Genomic DNA, 23,771 nt, shown 5'->3' on the forward strand with positions numbered 1-23,771 from the left:
ATTTTTTTGTCTGGGGGTTTGGGGGGTAAACTATATAATGAATAATTGGGGGAGACTATTCATCGTCAAAAACAGAACTGGAATATTGTATTTGTTTATCTGTATTAAAAGCTTCTAAAAAACGGTAATCCCTATCTTTTTCACTTGCTGGTTTATCATTAAGGTTAAAGGCTACATATTGACCTGCACCTGTAGCAGAATCCCTATTGGAAACTACGAACCCAGAACCATCTTTTTGTAACCTATTTACCGAAAATTCATCATGGATACTATTGATATTCTCTCCCATGTTCACTGCTAAACCAACTTTTCTTTCGCCCACCTCAACCAAATAAACATCAAGGCCACCATAACCGTCATGACCTTCTGATGCAAAAACCAATTGATTATTGGATAGCGGATTTGGGTGCATATCATCTTTGGAGGTATTTACTTTTGCCCCAAGGTTCTTTGCCATTCCAAGGCTACCATTTTTATGAATTGTGGCTACGTAGATATCATAAGCCCCATAGCTTCCGGGCATATTAGAAGCAAAAAACAAACGGTTACCATCTGGAGATATTGCTGGATGCTTAGCGGAATAATCTGACGGACATACCGCTACCTCCGTGATTTTTTTCCATTCACCCGCTACTTTATCCGCCTTATAAATTTTGTGGACCTTACGCTTTTTTGAAAACAGCCCAGTAACCGGCTTACGATAAGTAGCTTTACTAAAATACGCTGTATTACCACCATTTGTCAATGCTACCGGTGGTGCATATTCACCTGATACCGGCACATTTGATCCGGTAGATACCAACCCTGCATTAGTGGATGTCGTATTCCATGGCAAAAATTTTGACCTGTTGTTAGAAGAAAGCTCCGTAGGGGCTACATAATGAGTCATTTTGTAATCTTCCTTTACTAACTCTGTCCAATTCTCATCACTAATTTCATTTTGCACTTTTTTACCCAATTGGGAAACCGCATGCTCGTATCTTTTTTGATAGCTTTTACTCAGCGTACCATCTTCAGATACCTCCATTAGCCTACCATACCAATACAATGCATTTTCGTACTTTTTGGAAAGAAAATTTGCGTTGCCAAGGTCCTCAAAAATTTCTTCATCTTCGTAACCCAGAGCTTTTAAGTTATTATAGTTCTCTGTTCTTTTAGATATTTCAGAAACCTTATGTTGTTGAAATTTGGTGGGCTCTTGATTCATGGCCAAATTTTGGCCATAACCCACAGTAGCCATGCAAGCGAGCAGAAGGCTACATTTAATTGAATTGTTCATGATTATAGATTTTGGGGTTTAATACCCCAAAGTTCCAATAACAAATTCAATTCATACTTAATAAAAATTCATAGGTTTTTTAAAATTATATGAAGCAAACCATTTACAAATCTACATAAATAATTGATTATCAATATTTTGTGATAATTTAACTACCCTGTGAATTTATTTCATTTTTTTTCTTTTTATCAGATACATATTTATATCCTAAATACGCCAATTGTAAACCTACTGCTGCAATCTTTAATTTTCTACTACGTACCAGAAGTTTTGCAACTCCAAATAAAGGTGATAATCCCATAATTAAAACAATTTTAAAGTGAACTCCAATTTACCATAATGTAGCGCTTGCGTTTAACTCTATCCGTTTAAAATATAGGCATAAACCACATCTAATTCCTTGCAAAAGTTTCTATCATTTAGGTTAATGATTACAGCAAAAGTCTTTTTGTTTAAGGTCAATCATTGGCACCTTAATATTATAATTTAGAGTAATTACATAACCGTAAGGTTACACACCTTACATAAAATAAATACTATGAACACAGATATAGAAAAAATTGAAAATCGTTTAAAAGATTTAGTATCTAAAAATGAGGATGCTATTAAAGGTTTTGAAAAAGCTTCTAAAAATGCCGAACAAGTTGGTATAAGAAGTTATTTTGAAAACAAGGTCGTGGAACGAATGCATTTTTTAAAGGAATTAAGGGCTGCGGCACCTGATTTGGATTTAGGAAGCGTAGAAATTGACGGCAGTACTGCCGGAGCCGTACACAGAACCTGGATGGATGTAAAATCATTTTTTTCCGGTGATAATGATGAAGCTATGTTAGAAGAAGCTGTTAGGGGAGACAAGGCAGCAATTGAAGATTATGATAAAGCTTTGGCAGAAACCATGATTCCACCAAGAATAAAAGAATTGATTAGGGAACAAAAGGAAAAATTACAAAACGACCTGGAAACTTCTGAAATATTGGAAGAACATAAATAAACACTAACCAAAAAAAAGCCCTTGCAATTGCAAGGGCTTTTTTATTTTCATAAACTGTACTACTTACATATATTATGTGGTCTTTAAGCTTTGTTTTCTTCGCTTTTTTTGTAACCATTGCTTGTAAAACTTTTTACCGAAATAAAGTATTAATGCTTTTTTCATAGTTCTAATAGGTTTTTAATTTATCCTTTCTTTTTCTTAATTGACGCTCCAATTCACGAACGGACTCACTTACCGACTCCTCAAAATTTTCGTTACTGGCCTCGGCAAATATTCTAGGTCCAGGTAAACTTAATCTAATATTACAGATTTTACCCGTTTCATGAGATGATGTGTTTTCGTCCTTAAAAAATACATCGGCCCTAATGACATCATCAAATTTAGCATGCAGTTTATCTAATTTCTCTTTGGCAAACGATTCAAGTCTTTCACTTGCCGTTACACCATCATATTCATATATAATATCCATATAATACTTTCTATTTATCTACATTAATCATCCAACCAATTCCAAAGCGATCGGTGCATCTACCAAAATGCCCCCATTCTCTCTCCCTAAATTCATGATGTACCTGTCCGCCACTGGACAAATCTTGAAATAATTGTTTTCCCTCATCCAAATTATCCAAGTCTACACTCATATTAATCTGGTTACCATTGTTCAAAGGAGTATCTGGAGAAGCATCATATGCCATAAAGTGCACACCTTTCCCCTTTAGCTCCGCATGTTGCAACTTTTGACGATAGGAAGAAGGAACATCTATTTCCTTATCTTCATAGGTTTGTCTGTTCTTTACCTCTGCACCAAATAAGTTGGCGTAAAAATTCAATGCCTCTTGGCAGTTTCCATTAAATGCTAAATATGCTTGTATTTTCATTTTTATAATGTTTTTATACAAGGTACCACAAGAAGCTTTTTTGGTTTGGCTTAAACCATTTTCTTATTGATTCATTTCATTAATTACTTAAAACTACCCCAATACTATCTTTTCGTCATCAATAAAATGAAAAAACGATAATTTTTCATTGGTGCCGGTGTGCATCAGGTTAGAGGAAAGTTCAAACAAGTGGGCCTCTGTTTCAAAGAAATGCATCATATAACCGGCGGTATTTACAAATGCAACATAATCACCTATGGAAGGTAGTCGTTTTAAACTTACTTTTCTTTTTAATAACACATCTCTTTCCAAACAATAAGCCCCGGTAAAAAACACCTCTACCGGTTCTTCCTCCTCCGCTTTATTGGTATGAACAATGTATGGGTCTAGCAAAAAATCTGCACTAGAACTCATCATCTGACTCATGTTCATTTCTAAGCCTACCAACCATTGCTTTTTGGCATCTTGCTTTCTGTGAACTACTTTAGCTATGGTTACACCTACTTGGTCTAACAAGGATCGGCCAGGCTCAATTCTAATTTCATAATTGTGTTTACGTAACAATGCCGCTACGGACAAACCGGTATCAGCATCTATATAATCCAATACTTCACGTAAAAAAGAGTCTTTGTGTACTTTATTAAAATAAGGATAGGTATTTAGTTTTCCATGTAATTTACCATCTATCATGCTATATCCTAATCCGTTATCATTAAATGTTAGATTGTTATTGCCTGATGAAACCCTTTCTTTCAAAGAGCTTTTAAAATTATTCCATTCACCTTCATCCTGTAAATAGTTCATAAGAATACCGCCACCCATATCTATAAATGAAATAGGGTACCCTTTTTGTTTTAACGCATTACCAATATTTATACTTGTCAATAATCCTATACTTCGTTGGTAGGTTGAGTATCCATCCAAATGAAAATGTAAGCCTACAACATCTAAATGATTAAATGTTTTTTGGTCTCCTATATAAGCAGCAACAAAGTTTGTTATGTGGTCTATATCAAACCCAAATCTGCTATATAATTTTTCACCATCTACTACAAATCCACTTATGCGAAAACCTACTTTTGCCCGTTTTCCTATTTTTTTGGCAATACGCTCCGTTAAAACGCATTCATCTTCATTATCCAAAATTATGGGAACATCATTTTTTATGGCCAAAGCTATTTGATTTTCATTCTTTATAGCCGCGGTCAACACCAAGTTCTCTCCATTTCCTCCCAATTCCAAAGATTGCTCCAACTCCCTGTAACTTGCCGTATCTACTCCTATACCAGATGCAAAAGCCTGCTTAACCAACCCTTTGGTCTTATTGGCTTTTCTAGCATAGAAAATCTGGAATTTTAAATCATAGGAATTGAACAACGCTTTATAACGTTCACAGTTATCATTAAAGGTTGGCAAATGATGAATGTTAATGGGTGAACCATATTTTTCCAATACCCCTCTTAATACCTCTTGATTATCTAAAATTTCGTGCATCCAATTAGAGGTTATCGGCGTTAATCCGTTTTTTTCATTGCCCTTATAATACATGTTCTTCTCTTTCATAATATGCTGTTGTTCCTTTTTTATATTCTAGGGCTGCCCAGGTTCTTTTTGCCCAATTTGTTGCAAAGTCATTACGGGTTCGTGAAAGGGTATCGTTATCATAGGTAATACCCTCTGTTGGTGTACCATAGAAAACTAAATCTTTATTGACTTTACCATATTCATTTATAGGATGACCATTTTTATCCAAGGCGATACAACCCGGTACATAAACCGATTTTTCCGTATTCCTAAAAGTTGCTACCAGCTTATTTTTATTTAAATTCTGATAGAGTTCATTTTGAAATCCGTGTTGTCCGGCCCTTGGTATGGTGGCATGGAGCAAGAATTGAATGCTCGTTTTTTTACCCTTATCCCCTATCAACGACCAACTGTCCCCTTCTACATCTTTTTCCACAAGAGCTGATTTTGCATAGGACAGGTTCAATAATCCACTTTTGACCAAGGCCAATATTTTCTGCATATTGACAATTGGCGGACCGTAGGCCAATCTGTTAAAAAGTCCGAAGTAATACGTATCAAACTCTTTATGTGAGGCTGCGTCCAAACCACCATAACTATATATTTTATTAAACAATGGACTTATTCTTCTCCATGTACTTACTGCTGCAATAAACGGACTTTTATCCGGTCCAATTTCAGCTTCGTCTATCAAAAATTGAATATAATCCTGTAGCTCCCTTTTTGTAATATTCGACTTTTTAGCAAAGGGATTCACGATATTTTGCCAACTAAAATATGGTGTATCACTAAACTGTTTGTGAAATTGCGCTACCTGCGATTTAATTTTATCAAAATCGGCATTTGCCTTCAATTCCAAATTATAATTTCTAAATAATGTGCTGTAATATGACCAGTAAAATTCTTTCTTTATTAAAGGTAAAAGAGAGGCATTAAAGTTAACCGGGCCATTCCCCTTAAGTTGTGCTAACGCATCCTTGGTAAAATAATAAAGGGGCCTATCATCCAATTCATTACCATTTCTTGGAACCATAGGTAAACCTGATCGGGAATACACATACAGTTGTTTAGGTTCCTCCCCAGATGTGAGATAAGTAAATGATCCGTCCTTGGTAGATGTAAATTTACCACCCCTACCTTCTGTCAATGCTAACAATGCATCTATACACGTTAACCCCATACCTTTAATGCCCACGGACGAACCCGGTGTTACCACGGATAGTTTTTCATTTGTTGGATATATAAAATCTATTTCATTTGTGAATTCATTTTGAGCATCAATATGAGATTTAAACGTAATATGCCCTGTGGTAAACAGAATTTTATTTACTGAGAGTTGTAATATTTCTTTCTTTTCATTCGTATAGGAAATCTTATAGAATAACGGACTCTCTTCTACATTTACCACCCAGCCAACATGGGGCACAATCTTTACATTATCCGGTATATGTTTTAGCAATTCATTATAGCCATCTCTTAAATACTTACCTACCATAGCCCTTGCAGCAAATTTAGTTGTGGTATCCTGCAATTTTGTATCATGCAACCAGGTACTAAAATCAGGGGTGGAAGGCGCAATAGGACTGGGCGATTCCTTAGGCCACATATTTATATTTTTATTGGCGTAATTCATAATCAGGTAATGGGGTTGGTCTGTTCTATATACATCACCTGCACCAAAAAATTGCGTAGCATTGAAAAGATGCACCTCAACTTTTCTTGTTACCGATTGATCTTTGATAAACGCCAAAAGCCGTTCAAAACCATATAATCCTTTGGGTCCAAACCCAACAATTGCAATCTTGTATACCTGTTGATCATTCATCTTACCTTTTCCTTTTACCATCCACCAAGAGGAGTAAATGCAGATTTACTTTCCGGTAATTCCTTCAATAACCAATCCTTACTGTATATGGTATCCAAATAGCGTTCACCACGGTCACATAAAAACAAAGCACAATTACTGTTGTCCTCAATTTTATCTGCATACTTTTTCACGGCACTTATCATACCACCAGAAGAACCGCCACAAAGAATGGCCTCTTTTTCCAATAAAGACCAACATCCTCTAGCACAATCCACATCATCTACATATATATAATCATGAATTTTTGACGTATCCAAAAATTGAGAGGGTACGCCAGCTCCGTGACCCGGAATAAGACGTTTTAATGGTGGTCCTCCAAATAATACGCTACCCACTGCATCTACAGCAATGATTTTGGTCTCTAGGTTATTCTCATGAATAAAGTCAGCACATCCCATTAAGGTTCCGCAAGTACTTGTGGCTACAAACAAGTAATCTAGCTTTCCTTGTAAAGCATCCAATATTTCTGTCATTGTGGTGTGATGGGTCAACGGGTTGTCCAAATTACCATATTGGTTGGTCCAAAAACTATTGGGCACGGTATTCAACAACCATTGTACGCGTGCCAACCTTGCTCCTAAAAAGCCGCCATCTTCCAAAGGTTCGGTAACCCTTTCTATATGAACATTATAGGTTTTAAGTATTTTCTCGGTATGCGAATTTAATTTAGGATCCACAACTACAATCAACTGAAGCCCAAAATGTAAACATGCCTGGGCTAGGCCAACCGCCATATTCCCAGAACTGGATTCTATTATGGTATCCCCTTTTTTAATGCTACCATCCTCCAAAGCTTGTCGCAGCATGAATAATGATGTTCTATCCTTAATGCTTCCTCCTGGATTTGCAGCCTCTAATTTTCCGTAAAGTTCAAACTTGTTAGTATTGACCATACGGTTAAGTTTTACAAGAGGTGTACCACCCACGGTTTCAATAATGGATTCTGATATTATGTTCGATATATTTTGAGCTATCATTTTCAACATATTTTAACCGTGTTCTTTCTTCTTATAAACATGGTGTCATTGTATTTCATAAAAATACCTGCATCCATAGCAAACCAATAGCACAATACCATCTATAAATAGCTCTTTTACTTATAGAAGCAATAATTTATAAATACAGCACATACTAATTTGGACAGCGCTGCATTCATACTTTTTTTAAATGGCTACAATGTTTTTGAAAAAATCACTTAAACCCACCAATTCACAGGGTCAATTTTAACGCTATTTAATTTTGATTTTATGAACTAGACATGGAAAAATTCCTTAATTTCAAGGGACTCTAACAAACAGCAAAAAAAATGGCGAATTTCAGTTTAAAAATTAACGGAAAAACAGAGCAAGTAGATGTTGACCCCTCTACTCCTATGCTTTGGGTGTTACGTGACCATTTAAATATGGTAGGTACTAAATTTGGATGCGGTATAGCCCAATGCGGTGCCTGTACGGTGCATTTAAATGATAATGCGGTTAGATCCTGTCAACTACCGGTCTCGGCAGTAGGGGAACAATCCATTACCACAATTGAAGGGCTTTCCGAAAATGGAGACCATCCTGTGCAACAAGCTTGGCTAGAAGAGGATGTTTACCAATGTGGGTACTGCCAAGCAGGACAGATTATGAGCGCTAGTGCATTTTTGAAAAAAAACCCTAATCCTACCGATGAGGAAATAGAAAATGCAATGCACGGTAATATATGCCGATGCGGAACGTATACACGTATAAAGAAGGCCATAAAAAATGCCGCTACGTTACAGAATGCATAGTTTTTTAACACCCTTAACCAAGGGACAATCCATTCCCTAAAAATTAACGAAATGACACTTATAAAAACATCATATAATAGACGTTCCTTTCTAAAAAGCAGCACGCTTGCAAGTGGTGGTCTATTGCTAGGGTTCAGCTGGTTGGCTTCTTGTAACCCTACACCGGAACAAGTAAGTAGAATGCCCAAAGAATGGTTCAATATCAACGCCTTCCTAAAAATTGGCGATAATGGTATGGTAACCATTGCTTCCCCAAACCCTGAAATTGGCCAGAATGTAAAGACAAGTATGCCCATGATCGTAGCGGACGAACTTGGCGTGGACTGGAACAACGTTATTGTTGAACAAGCTCCTTTGAATACAGATATCTTTCAACGACAAATAGCCGGTGGTAGCCAATCTATCCGTGCCAGTTGGGAAGGGTTACGTATGGCTGGAGCTACTGCCAGACATATGCTGATCGCTGCTGCTGCGGATACTTGGCAGGTACCCGCTTCGGAAATTTCTATTAACTCGGGTATTATTTCCCATTCAGGTTCCGATTCAACGGCTGAATTTGGAGAAATGGCATCCAAAGCTGCCACCATGCCCGTACCTGAAGAAGTAGAGCTCAAGGACACCAAGGATTTTAGCATCATTGGTACCGATAAACGTAATGTAGACGGCCCAAGTATTGTTACGGGAAAACCATTATTTGGTATCGATATTAAAGAAGAAGGTATGCTAACGGCCATGATCGTTCATCCACCAGCGTTTGGTATGACCTATAAATCAATGGATGCAGCGTCTGTTTCATCCATGTCAGGAATTAAAGATGTATTCCCCATAGATGTCTACCCAGATGAAATGGAAAAGCAATGGTCCGATGGTGGCGGAATTGCAAAATTAGTTGCCATTGTGGGTGAAAGTACTTGGCAATGTATGATGGCAAAAAAAGCACTGAACGTAGAATGGGAAAATACTTCTAACCTAGAAAGTACCGCATACCATGAAGAGGCATTGGAAAAATTATTAAATACCAATGCCAAGGAACCTGCACGAAATGATGGTGATGTGACCAAAGCGTTTAGCCGTGCCGCACAAGTAATTGAACGTACCTACAGCGCACCGTTCTTGGCACATAATACCATGGAGCCAATGAATTTTTATGCCAATGTGACTTCTGAACGAGCACTACTTAACGGCCCAATACAAACTCCGGAATTTTTGGAAAAATCCTTGGCATCACGATTAAACTTACCGGTCGATAAAATAGATATAAAAATGACCCGTATGGGTGGCGGATTTGGAAGACGTTTGTACGGAACTTTTGGAGTAGAAGCCGCGGTTATATCGCAAAAAATGCAAGCCCCAATAAAATTGGTCTATACCCGTGAAGACGATATGACCCAAGGCACGTACCGACCTACCTATAAAGTTAAATATAAAGCCGGCCTGGATAAGGAAGGAAATTTAATGGCATGGCATGTTAAGGGCGTGGGCTCCAACGATGACCTCATCTTTGAAAATAGGTTTCCTGCAGGCGCAGTAGATAATTATAAGGCAGAAAAATTTGCTCTTGAAACCAATGTTACTACGGGAGCATGGCGTGCACCCCGCTCCAATTTTGTTGCAGGTGCGGAACAAGCATTTATGGACGAGGTAGCAGAGGCCGCGGGCAAAGACCCTATTGAATTTAGACTGGAATTGTTTGATAGAGCTATAAAGGACCCGGTGGGCGACCCAGAAAAGAATGATTATGACCCGGAACGTTATGCCGGCGTACTAAAACTGGTTAAAGAGAAATCTGGTTGGGACAGTAGTATTAAAAATGGTAAGGCAAGAGGAGTATCTGCATATTATTGCCATAATTCATATGTAGCCCAAGTATTGGATTTGGCAAAAGATTCCAATCCGCCAAAAGTGGATAAAGTATGGTGTGCGGTAGACTGTGGAATCGTAATTAACCCAATGGCGGCAAAAAATCAAATTGAAGGTGGTATCATTGATGGTATTGGTCATGCAACCTATAGCGAAATGACTTTTGAAGATGGTAAGCCCCAACAATCCAATTTTGATACATATCGATTAATTCGCCATAAAGAGGCGCCTAGAGAAATTGAAAGTTATTTTGTAGATAATGGTATACATCCTACAGGGCTGGGAGAGCCTTCCTTGCCACCCGTGGTAGGAGCCTTGGCAAATGCCTTGTACAAAGCAACCGGACAACGATATTACAAACAACCTTTTATTACGGAAAAACCTGTTTTAGGTTAACTCCCTTATGCTATAGTGGAATACGAAAACGCCGCAACAATTAATATTGCGGCGTTTTCTATTGTATTACGTATTGATTAGGTCCCGGTTTAATTTTAAAATTTCATTTGACCGTTGTAAGCATTCATCGAACAAATCTTGGGTTACCTCTTTGGTATAAAAAGGCACCATTTCATTAAGTAATGCTTTACCATTTTCCGTAGACATTATCTCTGGAAACGCTTTTTCCAAAACCTCTAGCATAATTTTTACCGAAGTAGAAGCTCCTGGAGATGCCCCCAACAAACAAGTAATCTTACCGTCCTTACTGCTCACCAACTGGGTTCCAAATTCCAAGGAACCTCCTTCAAATTCATCTTTTTTGATCGTTTGTACTCTTTGACCGGCCACCAGAATTTCCCAATCCTCATTTTTGGCATCTTTTACAAAAGTTCTTAAGGATTTCATTCTATCCTCAAAACTCATGGCCACCTGTTCTATAAGGTATTTTGTTAACGGTAAATTATGCCAAAATACGCCCCACATAGCGGGTATATTATCAAAATTGATGGACTTTAATAAATCCATATATGACCCTTCTTTCAAAAATTTGGGGCTAAAACCTGCAAACGGGCCAAAGAGCAGCTCTCGTTTACCATTAATGAACCTTGTATCTAAATGAGGAACGGACATTGGCGGATCACCAATACCAGCCTTGCTATATACTTTTGCATTGTGTTGCTCAATTATATCCCTATTTTTACAGACCAACCATTCCCCACTTACCGGAAAACCACCATAGCCATCTTTCTCCTCTATCTCCACCTTTTGCAACAATAGCAGACTGCCACCTCCTGCCCCTATGAACACATGTTGTGCATCTAACGTACTTTTCTTACCTGTTGTAAGATTTTCCATTTTAAGCAACCAATCTTCATCATGGTCAGGATCTATATCCTCCACCTCTGTGTTAAACAATACCTTGGTATCATACTCTTTTTCAAGTATGGCAAATAGCTGCTCGGTCAACGATCCATAATTCATTTCGGTACCCCGATCTATTCGCGAAGCGGCCATAACCTCATCATTGGTTCGTTCATGCATCATTAAGGGAAACCACTGCTTCATTTTATTGGTTTCTCTTGTAAACTCAATGGTATTGAACATAAAATGTTCTTTAAATGCCTTATAACGTTTTTCCAAATAATCCGCGTTCTCTTTACCCTTTACCCAACTATGATGTGGCACGGGGTTTATAAATGATGATGGATTCTTTATTAATCCTTTATCAACCAAATATGACCAATATTGCTTGGAAATTTCAAACTGGGTGCAAATATCAATTGCCTTTTTTATACTTATATGGCCATTTTCTTCTGGTGTATAATTAAGTTCGCATAATGCGGAGTGTCCCGTACCCGCATTGTTCCAAGCTGCGGAGCTTTCTTGTGCTACTTTATCCAATCGTTCAACGATCAGCACATTAAGATCTGGCTTTAACTGTTTTACCAATAATGCTAACGTTGCACTCATTATACCTGCACCAACACAAATAAGGTCATATTCCTTTCTTAATTCCATTCAAAATAAAATTTTGTTGCTATCAATATTTTTGAAAAGTTAACTATTTCATCTGGTACTTATTCAATGCTTTTAAAATTAAAACCCATTCACCAAAACTAAAAAGCAGGTCGAATGACCTGCTTTTTAATCTATCTTATTTCATCAATTAGTCCATTACGAACTTAAATCCTGCGGTAACAATGCTAGAATTAAAAGTGGTGTCCCTATCATATTTATAAAACTTCAAGTCAATACTTTTAAGACCTAGTTTCCAAATATGCAGTGAGGTAAAAATATCCGTATACGAAACCCCTATACCCAATTGATTTGCGGAATATTCCGATAAGTCATAATCCGAAGTGTAATACGTATTTGTAGACAAGGCCTCTTCATAGCCAAAGAAATAATCTGCAGCTGTTTGATTATAATATCTATAGGAGGGATATACGGTAAATTGGTCCGTTATTTTTATAGGCACTTCTACACTAGCGGTGTGGGAACGAATACCCCAATCATCATTATAATAGCGATAGTAACTCCTTACTACCACGCTCTCATTGACGTACCAGTTTAAACGACCGCCCGCTACTATTTTAAAACGGCTATCCGGTAGTTGCTCTATGGCATCTGCCAATTGAAAATCTTCTATAAATGAATTGGCCACATCTGCAAAATACACCCGTTGAAACGGAGTGGACAATAACCCTTCTTGCCTAACAAAATCTAACATTAACGCGCCTTGCAAGTTCTTATGTAAGATTTGTGAAAAGCCAAGCCCCAAAGTATATGATTTTCTGGATTCATCCGTAAACTTCTCAAAAACAGGATTGTAATTACCGTTTCCCGTTATGGTCTTGTTAGAAAAGAATCCGTTTGCCAAACCATTGGCGCCACTGGCAAATGGCCTAAGTTCAATGGGATAAATAGAGTTCCATGTATCTAAATAAACATTGGCATTTACGCTAATCTCAGTGTTCTTCTCGTTAAATAATTTCGTAAGACCACCACCAAAACCAATAGAGGAATAATCATACTCCGCGGATACCGAAAACTTACCTGAAACTATGGTATTTCTATCATCTGAGCTATGACTGTAAGAGCCCGTAAAATTTGCCCAAACATCTGATCTGGAAGCTCCAGAACTTGCCACAAAAGGGTCTGCCGTTTGTTCGCCATCAAAAGGGTCTACATTACTTGATGATGCCGATGTATAGGCAGAAATTCCTGCATCTATGGTCAATACATCATCATCGTTCAAAGGAATTGCCACGACCAATGTCCCCGTGACATCCGTAAGCTCCTCAGTACCCAAACCGCCACTCACTGCAGCATTATCCCCGTCTTGCGAATAATAACTGGTCAAAAAATCAATTTCCGTGGCCTCTAACACTCGCTTTTTATAGGTCTTGACGGAATCTTGATGCTGTTGGGCATATCCTGAAACCGTTAAAAGCATTATCATTACGCCTCCTATATATTTTAATACATTCATTCCTTGCAACATTCCGTTTTCATTAATTACAACCACAGCCTCCACCAGTTTTACCTCCATTGGCACCGGCCGCTGCTTCCCTATAAGAATGCATAATGGTTACATTTCGGTCCACTTTTTTATCCTGCAAAGCCATATCAGGGTCGTTAATATTGATTTTCTCATATTCCTTAAGAACCGTACAACTGCTTAGCGATGTTATAATGAGCAAAAAAACTAAAAATGATCGTATCATGATTTTTCTATTTCTATATTTTTTGAGGTGATGATATTTCCTTTATCGTCTATAATAATACATTCCACATTTGGTAACTGTTCAATACGATTTAAGCCTACTTCCTTGCCCATTACAAAAATGGATGTAGCCAAGGCATCTGCCAACTCTGCCTTAGGAGCAAAAACCGTAACACTGATAATACCTTTGGCCGGATACCCGCTGCGCGGGTCTATGATATGTGCATACCGTACATCATCAATACGTACATATTTCTCATAGTCCCCAGAGGTTACCACCGCCCCATTGGTAATAGGCAACAAGGCAAATACCTTGTTCTTGTTCATTGGATTGGTAATGGCAACTTTCCAGTCCTCACCATTGGGCTGTTTACCCCAGGTATTCATATCCCCGGATGCATTGATGATTCCAGCTTTCACCCCTTTGGAAATCAATAATTCTTTTGCCTTATCGGCAGCATAACCTTTACCTATGGCTCCAAAACCAATTTTCATTCCGGGCAGTTTTAAAAAGACCGTTTGTTGTTCTTTGTTCAATTCAATATTCTGAAAACCGATTTTTTCAACCGATGCTTTTATTGAATCTACAGATGGCATTTTTTTCATGCTACCATCAAACTTCCAAACCTTGTCCATTGATGCATAACTAATGTCAAAAGCACCATCGGTAAGTTTAGAAATGCCTATACCGCGTTGTATTAAATTAAATAATTCAGCATCTACTTTTACTGGTTGTAAACCTGCATTACTATTTATTAAAGATGTTTGAGAGTTTAAATCCCAAGAAGAAATCAACTTTTCTATTCTTGTTATTTCGTTGACAGCCAAATCTATATATTCATCAGCTTCAACTTGATCTTTACCCACTACCGTTATTTCAAAACGGTTTCCCATTAATTTCAAGGTTCGTTTATAGGGTTGTTGTGCAAAGAGAATTCCTGCAGAAAACAAAGTCAATATGAAAAGTACCTTCTTCAATCTATTTAATAAATGAATTTATTTCACTGATATATTCTTTGGGGGAAAGCTTTTTATAACTGGTTTCTCCAAACACTTTGCCATTGGCATTCATCACCACTACAAAAGGAAAAATGCCCTGTGGATTATAGCGCTCCGCCAAGGTCTTGTTTTTGTTCAATTGCTCTTCAGATAATGCATTTTTTTTTCTTCGTGGGAAATCTGCCTGTAGCATAACAAAGTGTTCTTTTGCGTAATCCTTAAATTCCTGTGTAGACCAAACTGCCCTATCTAATTTTATACAGGGCGCACACCAGTCTGACCCCTGAAATACCAGTATTATGGGCAGATTTTTTGCTTCTGCTAATTCCTTTGCCGTGTTAAAGTCCGTCTGCCAATCCTGGGCAAACGTAGCACTGATGCCAAAAACCATAGTCAATAAAATCCATGCTTTATTTTTCATTTACAATGCTTTGCGTTACAAATTCTATTATTGTTCCTTTAATGCCCATACTTATTTAATCTCTCCCATAGTTTTAACTATTATTTACCTAAAATAGTATTACTTATCTACTTTATGATGTGCTCAAAAATCAACAAGAGGATATAGGTAATGCTATAATAACTTTTTTTTAATTTCATATTACTTTGAATATCTGAATTAATGGGTTCACAAGCTTTCTCCAATTAAATTAACAATCACCCATAATATTTTAACATTTCTTTAGAAACCTTCATTACAACATCCCGTAGGTATTAATAGAAATGTAATCTAAAATCTAAATATCATGGAGAAAAAAATTATTAAAGTTGATTCCAATAATAAAGCCAAGGACCGCCGTAGGTTTTTACAACTTAGTGGTATGGGCCTTGTAGGTGCCAGCTTATTGGTGGCGTGTAGCAATGACGATGACGGTATGGCAATGATGCCTCCAGAAGGTGAAGATGGAATTTTTGATTTAGGTTCTGGCGATTTAGGTGTTTTAAACTATGCCTATGCCCTAGAACAATTAGAAGCCGATTTTTATACTAAAGTTGTTAATTCTTTTTATGCAAATATTAGCGATGAAGAACGATTGGTGCTGACCGATTTATATAATCATGAGGTTAACCATAGAGATTTTTTCAAGACGGCTATTACAGCGGCGGTAGGTAGTAATACAGAATTAGTTTTACCAACGTTAGAATTTGATTATGGAGATTTAGATTTCAACAACAGAGACCAAGTTTTAGGTACTGCAAAAATTTTGGAAGACACAGGTGTTGCCGCTTACAATGGTGCAGGTAGACTTATAACTAGCCCTGACTATTTACTTTTAGCCGGTAAAATTGTTTCCGTAGAAGCAAGACATGCTTCGGCCATTAGAACATTGATTAATCCGGGGTCTGCTGATTTTGCCGGTGATGATACCGTTGATGTAATGACCGGATTGGATGTAGCACTTGATCCATCGGATATTCTTGCTGCAGTAGGTGCAACCGGATTTATAACTACACCGTTCACCGCAAACAATTTACCTTAAACAATAACCTGAAAAAAAAAGTATTATGAGTATTATAAAATTTTTAGATGAATTTACTACAGATAATTTACTGGATAGTAAATCTTCACGAAGAGATATATTTGGAACGTTTGGTTCACTAACCAAAAAAGCCGCTTTGGCCGCTGTTCCTTTTGGTTTGGCTACCATGCCCAAGAAAGCATTTGCACAGTCTATGTCCGCAGATCCGGTGGGTGCTTTGCAATTAGCACTTACATTGGAGTATTTGGAAGATGAATTTTACGATTTAGCCTTACAATCCGGAGTGTTACCTTCTGGTAGACCAGAAACAGTTTATATGCAGATTTCCAAACATGAACAGGCACATGTAGATTTCTTGATTGCCGGTTTAGAAGGAGCTGGTGTAACCCCGGTAGAGAAACCAACTTTTGACTTTACCGCTGGTGGAACGTTTGACCCTTTCAACAATAATGGAACAGGACAAGAGACTGCCTATGCCCAATTATTGGCATTGGCACAAGCTTTTGAAGATACCGGTGTAAGAGCATATAAAGGACAAGCAGGAAATCTTCTAGGTTCTGAATTCTTGACCGCAGCATTACAAATTCATTCTGTGGAGGCAAGACATGCATCGGAAATTAGACGCCTAAGAGGATTAAAAGGATGGATAACCAATGCTGAAAGAGGCACGGGAATGCCCGAAGCTACCCAACCCGTTTATAATGGCGAGGAAAACATTACCCAAGGTGGCGTTGATGTAACGACATTAGGCTCTGGTGACCCATTTAGCATGGGCGCATCTACCGAAGCTTATGACGAACCATTAACCGGAGATGAAGCTACAGCTATTGCCAGTCTTTTCATTGTATCGGAATAGGTAACTATTGTTTAGATTAGGTTTGTAAAGGAGGTTGTTTTAAAGCAATCTCCTTTACTTATTTAATGATATAGCTAATCACTATTCCTTCATTTATTCAATAAGACCTGCAAAAGAACTTTTTTAATCTAACAACATTAATTACCTGAAACTATAACAATGTGGTATAATTCCGGTCCCAATCTTTCCACACTACTTCATAACCTTGGGATTGAATCATTTGTTTAATTTCTGCGGTACTGCGCTCGTCAGATATTTCAAATTGTTCTAAGGATTCCGGTGCCACTGCATAACCCCCAGGATTTGTCTTGGATTCCGCGCTTATAGAGGTAATGCCCAGATTTACGATATTATTCCTAAAAACTTCACTTTCCCTAGTAGACATGGATAATTCCACATCCTCATCCAACAATCTATAGGCGCAAATTAACTGTACCAAATCAGCGTCGGTCATGGCTACTTTTGGTTCTACATCGCCTTGATGCGGGCGTAACCTAGGAAAGGAAATGGAGAACTTTGTTTTCCAATACGTCTTTTGTAAATATTTTAAATGCAAAGCCGTATAGAAACTATCTACCCTCCAATCTTCTAGACCAAAAAGAGCGCCTAAACCAATTTTATGAATGCCTGCCCTACCCAAACGGTCCGGTGTCAGTAACCGGTATTCAAAATTTGATTTCTTTCCTTTGGGATGATGGGTTTTGTACGTGGCCTTATGATAGGTTTCTTGATACACCAATACGGCATAAAGCCCTTCTGCGATCAAGGTTTCATATTCTTCCTGATCAAGGGGTTGTACTTCTATACTAATATTTGAAAAATGTTCACGAATTAGGGCAATGGCATTTTTCAGGTAAGATACACCAACGATTCTATTGGCTTCACCTGTTACCAAAAGGATATGGTCATAACCCAAACTCTTTATATACCTTACTTCATCCAAAATCTCCTTATCCGTCAAGGTTTTTCGTTTAATCTTGTTGATCATGCTAAACCCACAATAGGTGCATATATTCTGGCACTCGTTGGACAAGTACATGGGTATATACATTTGCATGGTTTTTCCAAAACGTTTTTTGGTCAACGCACTACTCCGTTGTGCCATTTGCTCCAGATAGGGTTTAGCGGCTGGTGAAATCAAGGTCTTAAAATCTGAAAGGGTAATTTTCTCCTTTGCCAATACCTGTTCCACATTGGCTCTGGTTACATTATAAATTTCTTTTTCCAGCGAATGCCAATTATACTGTTCAAAAATTTCCTTAAAACTAGTCATGTAAAAAAGAGGTTAACGGACTGCTTGCGACCGCGTGTTCTTGAATTGGTGCCAATTTTGCCAAATAAGCCATTCTACCGGCCTCTACCGCCATTGCAAATGCCCTACCCATAGCTACCGGATTGTCAGATACGGCAATTGCGGTATTTACCAGAACGGCATCTGCACCAAGCTCCATGGCATATGCCGCATGGGAAGGCGATCCAATACCTGCATCTACAATTACCGGAACATTACTTTGCTCAATAATAATTTCTAAAAAGTCTTTTGTTTGGATTCCCTTATTACTGCCTATGGGTGCGCCCAAGGGCATTACACACTGTACGCCTACATCTTCTAAACGTTTGCAAAGCACGGGGTCTGCGTGTATATAGGGCATAACAACAAACCCTAAGGCCACCAGCTCTTCAGCGGCTTTTAAGGTTTCTATTGGGTCTGGCAACAGGTATTTTGGATCGGGATGAATCTCTAATTTTACCCAATTGGTCTCTAAAGCTTCTCGTGCCAACTGTGCTGCAAACACGGCTTCTTTGGCCGACCGTACGCCAGATGTATTTGGCAAAAGGTGAATATGGTCGCCTTTTAAATGCGTTAATATATCATCTGAGGAATTCTTGACCTCTACCCTTTTTAATGCCACGGTCACCAATTCACTTTTAGAGGCAGCAATGGCTTGCTCCATGTTTTCAGAACTTTTGAATTTTCCAGTTCCGGTAAACAATCTTGATGCAAACGTTTTATTGGCTATTGTTAAATTATCTGTCATGATTTTCATTTTTATAGGCTGTCCAAACCTGTTCCTGTACATCGTCCTGAAGTAATTTTTTAAAATCTTTTATACGATTAAAATTAGTAGTGATTTCTCCGGATGCCGCTATTCCATATACTCCTGTTTTCAAGATTTCAGGCACATCCTCAATGGTAATTCCGCCAATGGCAATTATGGGAACCTGGGTATTCAATTCTTCAAGAATAGCTGTGTAGCCCGCTAGACCTAATACTGGACTCAAATTAGCTTTAGTCAATGTAAACCTATATGGCCCCATACCTATGTAATCCACTTTTTTGGCCAATAATGTTTCCGCCTGTTCCAAAGTATTGGCCGTTCCTCCTATAATCTGCCATGAATACAGATGTTTACGTGCCGTTAGCGGACAGGTATCGTTTTGACCTAAATGCACACCGTCTGCCTTTACCTCCTTTGCCACCTGATAATAATCGTTAATGATCAACCTGGTCTGAAAATGGGCGGTAATTTCCCGTGCCTTTTCCGCTGTTTTTAATACGGTATTAGCCTTTATATTCTTAAGGCGCAACTGTACCAATTCTGCTCCTGCACTACATGCTTTTTGAATATTTTCTACATGCTCATCTACTGTCTTGCCTTGTGATATATAATGTAATTTGGGTATCATTTTGCTTTTATTTTAGTGTGTATCCCTAACAATGAGGGGTGGGAGTTTAAAAATTCCTCCGTATATTTTTTTGCAATCCTGGCAGCATCTTCCAACGTAATCCCTAATGCCAAATTACTGGCCAGTGCAGAAGAGAGCACACAACCACTACCGTGTTTATGAGATATTTCATTAAAAAACGGAGGTAAGTTTACCATAACAATCTGACTGTAATACAGCTCATCATAGCCCTTTTTGTCTTCTCTATGTCCGCCTTTTAGATATATGTTGGTGAAATTTGCAATATGTGCTATGGTATCTTCCACGGTCATTTGTGGATATACGTTTTTTATTTCCTCATAATTTGGTGTGATGATGTAGCAGTTTTTCCAGATTTCCCCTAACACTTCTTGGTCCTCTTGAGCATGAAAATCATACCCTGAACTTGCTTTTAGAATGGGGTCCAAAACAGTTTTGATGGTAGGATTCAATGCTTTTAATTTATTCACTACCTGAAGCAAATTAGACCAAGACTCTATAATCCCAATTTTTACTACCTCTATTTCATATTGCTCATACAAAACCTCTATTTGTGCTAAAACAGTTTTGACCGGCACCCAAATACAATCCTTTACTTTTTTTTCATTTTGAACCGTTATAGCCGTACAAACCGACAAGCCATATACACCATGAGCCTCAAATGTCTTTATATCTGAAGTAATACCGGCACCGCCACTAGGGTCGTGGCCAGCAATGGTTAATATGTATTTTAAATTACTCAAAATAGTCATTCATTTTTTTAAAGGATGCAATGGGATCAACGTTGTTCCAGATACCTCCTAAAACACCTACTCCTTTAAACCCAAGTTTTTTAAACTCGTTAATATTGGTAGTGGTTACGCCACCCATTCCTATAATCGTTTTTTCTATATGCCGAACATTAAACCCGCGGCCAGTATACCCCGGCTTTGAAATGGAATGAAACACCGGACTCAACAAATGATAATCGAATTCAAAATAACAATCTTCCAATGTTTCCGGTTCGTGAAATGAACTGCTGATGGTTTTACCGTACACTTCCAAATTCTTAAAATACCTACCGGGATTATCAATATGGTCTATTCTGCTCTGCTCCTGAAAATGAATTCCCTTAAGGTTAAATTCATTGACCAACTCATGATATAAATGCACCACTATTCTATTATGGTACTTTTCATCTATCATATTTAAATAATTACGGTGGTCTTGCAAACTTTTGTGAGGTTTACGCAGGTGGTAATATTGCAAACCAGCATTAAAAAGTTGATGAAGTATGTGCAATTCATTGTCAACATCGTGTTCCGGAGCTATTACGATTACCATATATTACCTTTGTTTCTGAAAATGTTCCATACAATTCTACCTTATAAGTTAGGGATTAAAGCGGCATCCTTTTTTTAATTTCAAAAAAAAGATATAGCTGAAAGCCCGACCGCACTTTTTTCAAGTGTGGGAACTACCTGCATAGGATGCTACAAATACACTTCTGAGCCGTTTTGTTTAAATTCCTCTGATTTTTCTTCCATTCCTTTTTTAATGATCTCATTGTCCACAATATCATTTTCAGCGGCAAAATCCCTAACCTCCTGTGATATTTTCATGGAACAGAATTTAGGTCCGCACATGGAGCAGAAATGGGCAATTTTAGCACCTTCTGCCGGCAGGGTCTCGTCATGGTATTCCAAAGCGCGTTCAGGGTCCAGTCCTAAATTGAACTGATCGCGCCAACGAAACTCAAAACGTGCCATACTAAGTGCATTATCCCTATGTTGCGCCCCGGGGTGGCCCTTTGCCAAGTCTGCCGCATGTGCCGCTAGCTTATAGGTCACGACCCCTACCCTAACATCTTCCTTGTTGGGCAGTCCTAAATGTTCCTTAGGTGTAACATAGCACAACATGGCACAACCGTACCAGCCGATCATGGCGGCACCTATACCAGAAGTTATATGGTCATACCCCGGCGCAATATCCGTTGTTAACGGTCCTAATGTGTAAAAGGGTGCCTCATCACAAACTGCTATCTGCTTCTCCATATTTTCCTTGATCATATGCATGGGCACGTGACCGGGACCTTCTATAAAACACTGAACCTCATGTTTGCGGGCAATTTGTGTAAGCTCTCCCAAAGTTTCCAATTCGGCAAACTGTGCCTCGTCATTTGCATCGGCAATTGAACCCGGACGTAGTCCGTCACCTAGTGAAAAGGCTACATCATACTGCTTTAGAATCTCACATATTTCCTCAAAATGTGTGTATAAAAAACTTTCCTTGTGGTGGGCCAAACACCATTTTGCCATAATGGACCCGCCACGAGACACAATACCCGTAACACGGTTGGCAGTCATGGGTACATAGCGCAATAACACCCCGGCATGAATGGTAAAATAGTCTACCCCCTGCTCCGCTTGTTCTATTAGCGTATCCCTAAAAATTTCCCAAGTTAGATCTTCTGCTACCCCGTTCACTTTTTCCAAGGCCTGATAAATGGGCACTGTACCTACTGGCACCGGAGAATTCCTGATAATCCATTCACGGGTTTCATGTATATTTTGACCCGTAGAAAGGTCCATTATATTATCTGCGCCCCAACGGCAGGCCCAAACCGCTTTTTCCACTTCCTCCTCTATAGATGACGTGGTGGCAGAGTTACCAATATTTGCATTGATCTTTACCAAGAAATTTCTACCCAATATCATGGGTTCCGCTTCTGGATGATTAATGTTAGAAGGTATTACCGCACGGCCCCTGGCCACCTCTTCCCTTACGAATTCCGGCGTTATTTTGGCAGGAATAGCTGCTCCAAAATGTTCTCCCGGATGTTGTTTTCTAATTTGGGTCATTTCATCTATACGCTGATTTTCACGTATGGCGATATATTCCATTTCTGGAGTAATAATGCCCTTTTTAGCATAATGCAATTGGGTTACGTTCTTTCCTTTTTTGGCACGTAGCGGCTTTTTTAAAAGCGAAAAGCGCATATGGTCCAAACTTTTATCCCCTAAACGTTCATTACAATAATCTGAAGTAAAGCCGGACAAACGCTCAACATCTCCCCTTTCCAAAATCCAAGGCTCCCTAATACGCTCTATACCTTCATGAACGTTTATCTCCTTATTGGGGTCCGTATACGGACCTGAAGTATCATATACGGTTACGGGTTCATTAGGCGTAACTTTTCCCGTAATGGAATGTTTTGTGTCACTAAGTGCTATTTCTCTCATAGCTACTTTTATGTGCGGATGAATACTGCCCTTTACATAAACCTTTTTGGAGTTTGGGAACGGGTGTCTTGTAATTTTTCCTTCTTTTGGTGCTGTGTCCTTATTTTTCATTTGAAATAGTTTTAATGGTTATAGGTTGGGACTATCCGCCTTGTGTAGCTTGGATTATTAAAACATTGTCGTCATTGGACAATACCGTGGATTCCCATAAATTTTTAGAAACAATGGCATTTTGTATAGCGACCGCAATACCGCTTTTGGGGGAGTCTAAATGCTCCAGTAAACGAAGAATAGTTACATCTTCTTCAATTTCTACACGTTGCTGATTTACCCAAATAGTTATCATATACAGTATATTTTAATATGCTGTAATCTTAATAAGGGTGTTGAGAAGGATTTTGAATTGATATATGTATTAACGCTTGGAGCGCTCACAATCATAAAAAGATGCGTAAGCGCATATTGCAATACGCTTTTCAACTTTTCCCTTCGTTGGTACTAACCAAATCAGGTTCAAAGGGTTTTTCTCAGTTCTAAATCAATAGAACACCCCTAAAGTTTACGGGTTAAAGTTATAGAAAAAATTTCATGATAAAGAAGATAAAATGTTGAAAAAATTAACTCCTGACAACATTCTTTCCCGTAATGAGGTCTAAGGTATTGTCAGCTTT

Annotated in this window: 24 protein-coding genes and 1 riboswitch; of the genes, 5 read left to right on the forward strand and 19 right to left on the reverse strand. The window is 38.3% G+C overall.

The annotated features are described in order from the left end of the window. Positions 1 to 55: 55 nt before the first annotated feature. Positions 56 to 1,279 carry a TolB family protein gene (locus tag ABVM52_RS01455; protein WP_405382999.1) on the reverse strand — a complete coding sequence of 408 codons (1,224 nt, stop codon included), beginning with the start codon at positions 1,277 to 1,279 and terminating at the stop codon, positions 56 to 58. A 148-nt stretch (positions 1,280 to 1,427) separates the two neighbouring features. Continuing rightward, a complete protein-coding gene (locus ABVM52_RS01460; RefSeq protein ID WP_405383001.1) occupies positions 1,428 to 1,580 on the reverse strand; it encodes a hypothetical protein in 153 nt (50 codons plus the stop codon). Between the two features lie 237 nt (positions 1,581 to 1,817). Here ABVM52_RS01460 and ABVM52_RS01465 point away from each other — a divergent pair, with 237 nt between their 5' ends. Continuing rightward, on the forward strand, positions 1,818 to 2,270 hold the full coding sequence (locus ABVM52_RS01465; protein ID WP_405383003.1) for a PA2169 family four-helix-bundle protein: 453 nt from the start codon (positions 1,818 to 1,820) through the stop codon (positions 2,268 to 2,270). Between the two features lie 169 nt (positions 2,271 to 2,439). On the opposite strand, the gene hpf is transcribed toward ABVM52_RS01465, so the two are convergent. From hpf to sbnA, 5 genes are all read right to left on the reverse strand, one after another. After that, on the reverse strand, positions 2,440 to 2,742 hold the full coding sequence (hpf, locus tag ABVM52_RS01470) for a ribosome hibernation-promoting factor, HPF/YfiA family (RefSeq protein WP_405383005.1): 303 nt from the start codon (positions 2,740 to 2,742) through the stop codon (positions 2,440 to 2,442). Positions 2,743 to 2,752: 10 nt separating this feature from the next. After that, positions 2,753 to 3,151, reverse strand: a complete 399-nt coding sequence (locus tag ABVM52_RS01475) for a VOC family protein (protein WP_405383007.1) — start codon at positions 3,149 to 3,151, stop codon at positions 2,753 to 2,755. A 93-nt stretch (positions 3,152 to 3,244) separates the two neighbouring features. After that, positions 3,245 to 4,714 (reverse strand): Y4yA family PLP-dependent enzyme, encoded by a 1,470-nt coding sequence (locus tag ABVM52_RS01480; protein ID WP_405383009.1) that lies wholly within the window; start codon positions 4,712 to 4,714, stop codon positions 3,245 to 3,247. After that, complete coding sequence (locus ABVM52_RS01485; protein ID WP_405383011.1) at positions 4,689 to 6,521, reverse strand: FAD/NAD(P)-binding protein; 1,833 nt, start codon at positions 6,519 to 6,521, stop codon at positions 4,689 to 4,691. The genes ABVM52_RS01480 and ABVM52_RS01485 overlap by 26 nt, the downstream gene beginning before the upstream one ends. Continuing rightward, entirely contained in the window at positions 6,515 to 7,519 is a 1,005-nt protein-coding gene (sbnA, locus tag ABVM52_RS01490; RefSeq protein WP_405383013.1) for a 2,3-diaminopropionate biosynthesis protein SbnA, read from the reverse strand. The genes ABVM52_RS01485 and sbnA overlap by 7 nt, the downstream gene beginning before the upstream one ends. Before the next feature lie 329 nt (positions 7,520 to 7,848). Between sbnA and ABVM52_RS01495 the strand changes: the two genes are divergently transcribed. Together ABVM52_RS01495 and ABVM52_RS01500 are read left to right on the forward strand one after the other, a co-directional pair. Further along, positions 7,849 to 8,313, forward strand: a complete 465-nt coding sequence (locus ABVM52_RS01495; protein WP_405383015.1) for a (2Fe-2S)-binding protein — start codon at positions 7,849 to 7,851, stop codon at positions 8,311 to 8,313. 51 nt (positions 8,314 to 8,364) lie between these two features. Then, a complete protein-coding gene (locus ABVM52_RS01500; protein ID WP_405383017.1) occupies positions 8,365 to 10,569 on the forward strand; it encodes a molybdopterin cofactor-binding domain-containing protein in 2,205 nt (734 codons plus the stop codon). A 66-nt stretch (positions 10,570 to 10,635) separates the two neighbouring features. Here the strand turns inward: ABVM52_RS01500 and mqo are convergent, their stop codons facing one another. The 5 genes from mqo to ABVM52_RS01525 all read right to left on the reverse strand — a co-directional run bounded on the left by mqo (position 10,636) and on the right by ABVM52_RS01525 (position 15,257). Then, entirely contained in the window at positions 10,636 to 12,129 is a 1,494-nt protein-coding gene (gene mqo / locus ABVM52_RS01505; RefSeq protein WP_405383020.1) for a malate dehydrogenase (quinone), read from the reverse strand. A gap of 148 nt (positions 12,130 to 12,277) precedes the next feature. Then, positions 12,278 to 13,573 (reverse strand): DUF3570 domain-containing protein, encoded by a 1,296-nt coding sequence (locus ABVM52_RS01510; protein ID WP_405385087.1) that lies wholly within the window; start codon positions 13,571 to 13,573, stop codon positions 12,278 to 12,280. Between the two features lie 52 nt (positions 13,574 to 13,625). Beyond that, on the reverse strand, positions 13,626 to 13,838 hold the full coding sequence (locus ABVM52_RS01515; protein WP_405383022.1) for a DUF4266 domain-containing protein: 213 nt from the start codon (positions 13,836 to 13,838) through the stop codon (positions 13,626 to 13,628). Beyond that, on the reverse strand, positions 13,835 to 14,815 hold the full coding sequence (locus ABVM52_RS01520) for an FAD:protein FMN transferase (RefSeq protein ID WP_405383024.1): 981 nt from the start codon (positions 14,813 to 14,815) through the stop codon (positions 13,835 to 13,837). Before ABVM52_RS01520 ends, ABVM52_RS01515 begins: the two co-directional genes overlap by 4 nt. A 1-nt stretch (position 14,816) precedes the next feature. Beyond that, positions 14,817 to 15,257, reverse strand: a complete 441-nt coding sequence (locus ABVM52_RS01525) for a thioredoxin family protein (RefSeq protein ID WP_405383026.1) — start codon at positions 15,255 to 15,257, stop codon at positions 14,817 to 14,819. 325 nt (positions 15,258 to 15,582) lie between these two features. On the opposite strand from ABVM52_RS01525, the gene ABVM52_RS01530 reads away from it, so the two are divergent. Further along, on the forward strand, positions 15,583 to 16,317 hold the full coding sequence (locus ABVM52_RS01530; protein ID WP_405383028.1) for a ferritin-like domain-containing protein: 735 nt from the start codon (positions 15,583 to 15,585) through the stop codon (positions 16,315 to 16,317). A gap of 25 nt (positions 16,318 to 16,342) precedes the next feature. After that, positions 16,343 to 17,173: a ferritin-like domain-containing protein gene (locus tag ABVM52_RS01535; protein WP_405383030.1), complete on the forward strand. Its 831-nt coding sequence runs from the start codon at positions 16,343 to 16,345 to the stop codon at positions 17,171 to 17,173. Positions 17,174 to 17,324: 151 nt separating this feature from the next. On the opposite strand, the gene thiH is transcribed toward ABVM52_RS01535, so the two are convergent. From thiH to thiS, 7 genes are all read right to left on the reverse strand, one after another. Then, entirely contained in the window at positions 17,325 to 18,446 is a 1,122-nt protein-coding gene (gene thiH, locus ABVM52_RS01540) for a 2-iminoacetate synthase ThiH (RefSeq protein WP_405383032.1), read from the reverse strand. Further along, positions 18,439 to 19,212, reverse strand: a complete 774-nt coding sequence (locus ABVM52_RS01545) for a thiazole synthase (RefSeq protein ID WP_405383035.1) — start codon at positions 19,210 to 19,212, stop codon at positions 18,439 to 18,441. The genes thiH and ABVM52_RS01545 overlap by 8 nt, the downstream gene beginning before the upstream one ends. Further along, positions 19,202 to 19,861 (reverse strand): thiamine phosphate synthase, encoded by a 660-nt coding sequence (thiE, locus tag ABVM52_RS01550; protein ID WP_405383037.1) that lies wholly within the window; start codon positions 19,859 to 19,861, stop codon positions 19,202 to 19,204. Before thiE ends, ABVM52_RS01545 begins: the two co-directional genes overlap by 11 nt. Next, entirely contained in the window at positions 19,858 to 20,631 is a 774-nt protein-coding gene (locus ABVM52_RS01555; protein WP_405383039.1) for a hydroxymethylpyrimidine/phosphomethylpyrimidine kinase, read from the reverse strand. Before ABVM52_RS01555 ends, thiE begins: the two co-directional genes overlap by 4 nt. After that, positions 20,615 to 21,202 carry a thiamine phosphate synthase gene (locus ABVM52_RS01560; RefSeq protein ID WP_405383041.1) on the reverse strand — a complete coding sequence of 196 codons (588 nt, stop codon included), beginning with the start codon at positions 21,200 to 21,202 and terminating at the stop codon, positions 20,615 to 20,617. The genes ABVM52_RS01555 and ABVM52_RS01560 overlap by 17 nt, the downstream gene beginning before the upstream one ends. A 149-nt stretch (positions 21,203 to 21,351) precedes the next feature. Beyond that, positions 21,352 to 23,211, reverse strand: coding sequence for a phosphomethylpyrimidine synthase ThiC (thiC, locus tag ABVM52_RS01565; protein WP_405383043.1), 1,860 nt, complete (start codon positions 23,209 to 23,211; stop codon positions 21,352 to 21,354). Positions 23,212 to 23,242: 31 nt separating this feature from the next. Continuing rightward, the gene (thiS, locus tag ABVM52_RS01570; RefSeq protein WP_405383045.1) at positions 23,243 to 23,446 is read right to left on the reverse strand and encodes a sulfur carrier protein ThiS; all 204 of its coding nucleotides are present in this window, start codon (positions 23,444 to 23,446) and stop codon (positions 23,243 to 23,245) included. Between the two features lie 121 nt (positions 23,447 to 23,567). Continuing rightward, a riboswitch (TPP riboswitch) is annotated at positions 23,568 to 23,664 on the reverse strand. Positions 23,665 to 23,771: the final 107 nt, after the last annotated feature.

The sequence above is a fragment of the Maribacter sp. LLG6340-A2 genome (genome assembly GCF_045057105.1).
GTDB lineage: Bacteria > Bacteroidota > Bacteroidia > Flavobacteriales > Flavobacteriaceae > Maribacter.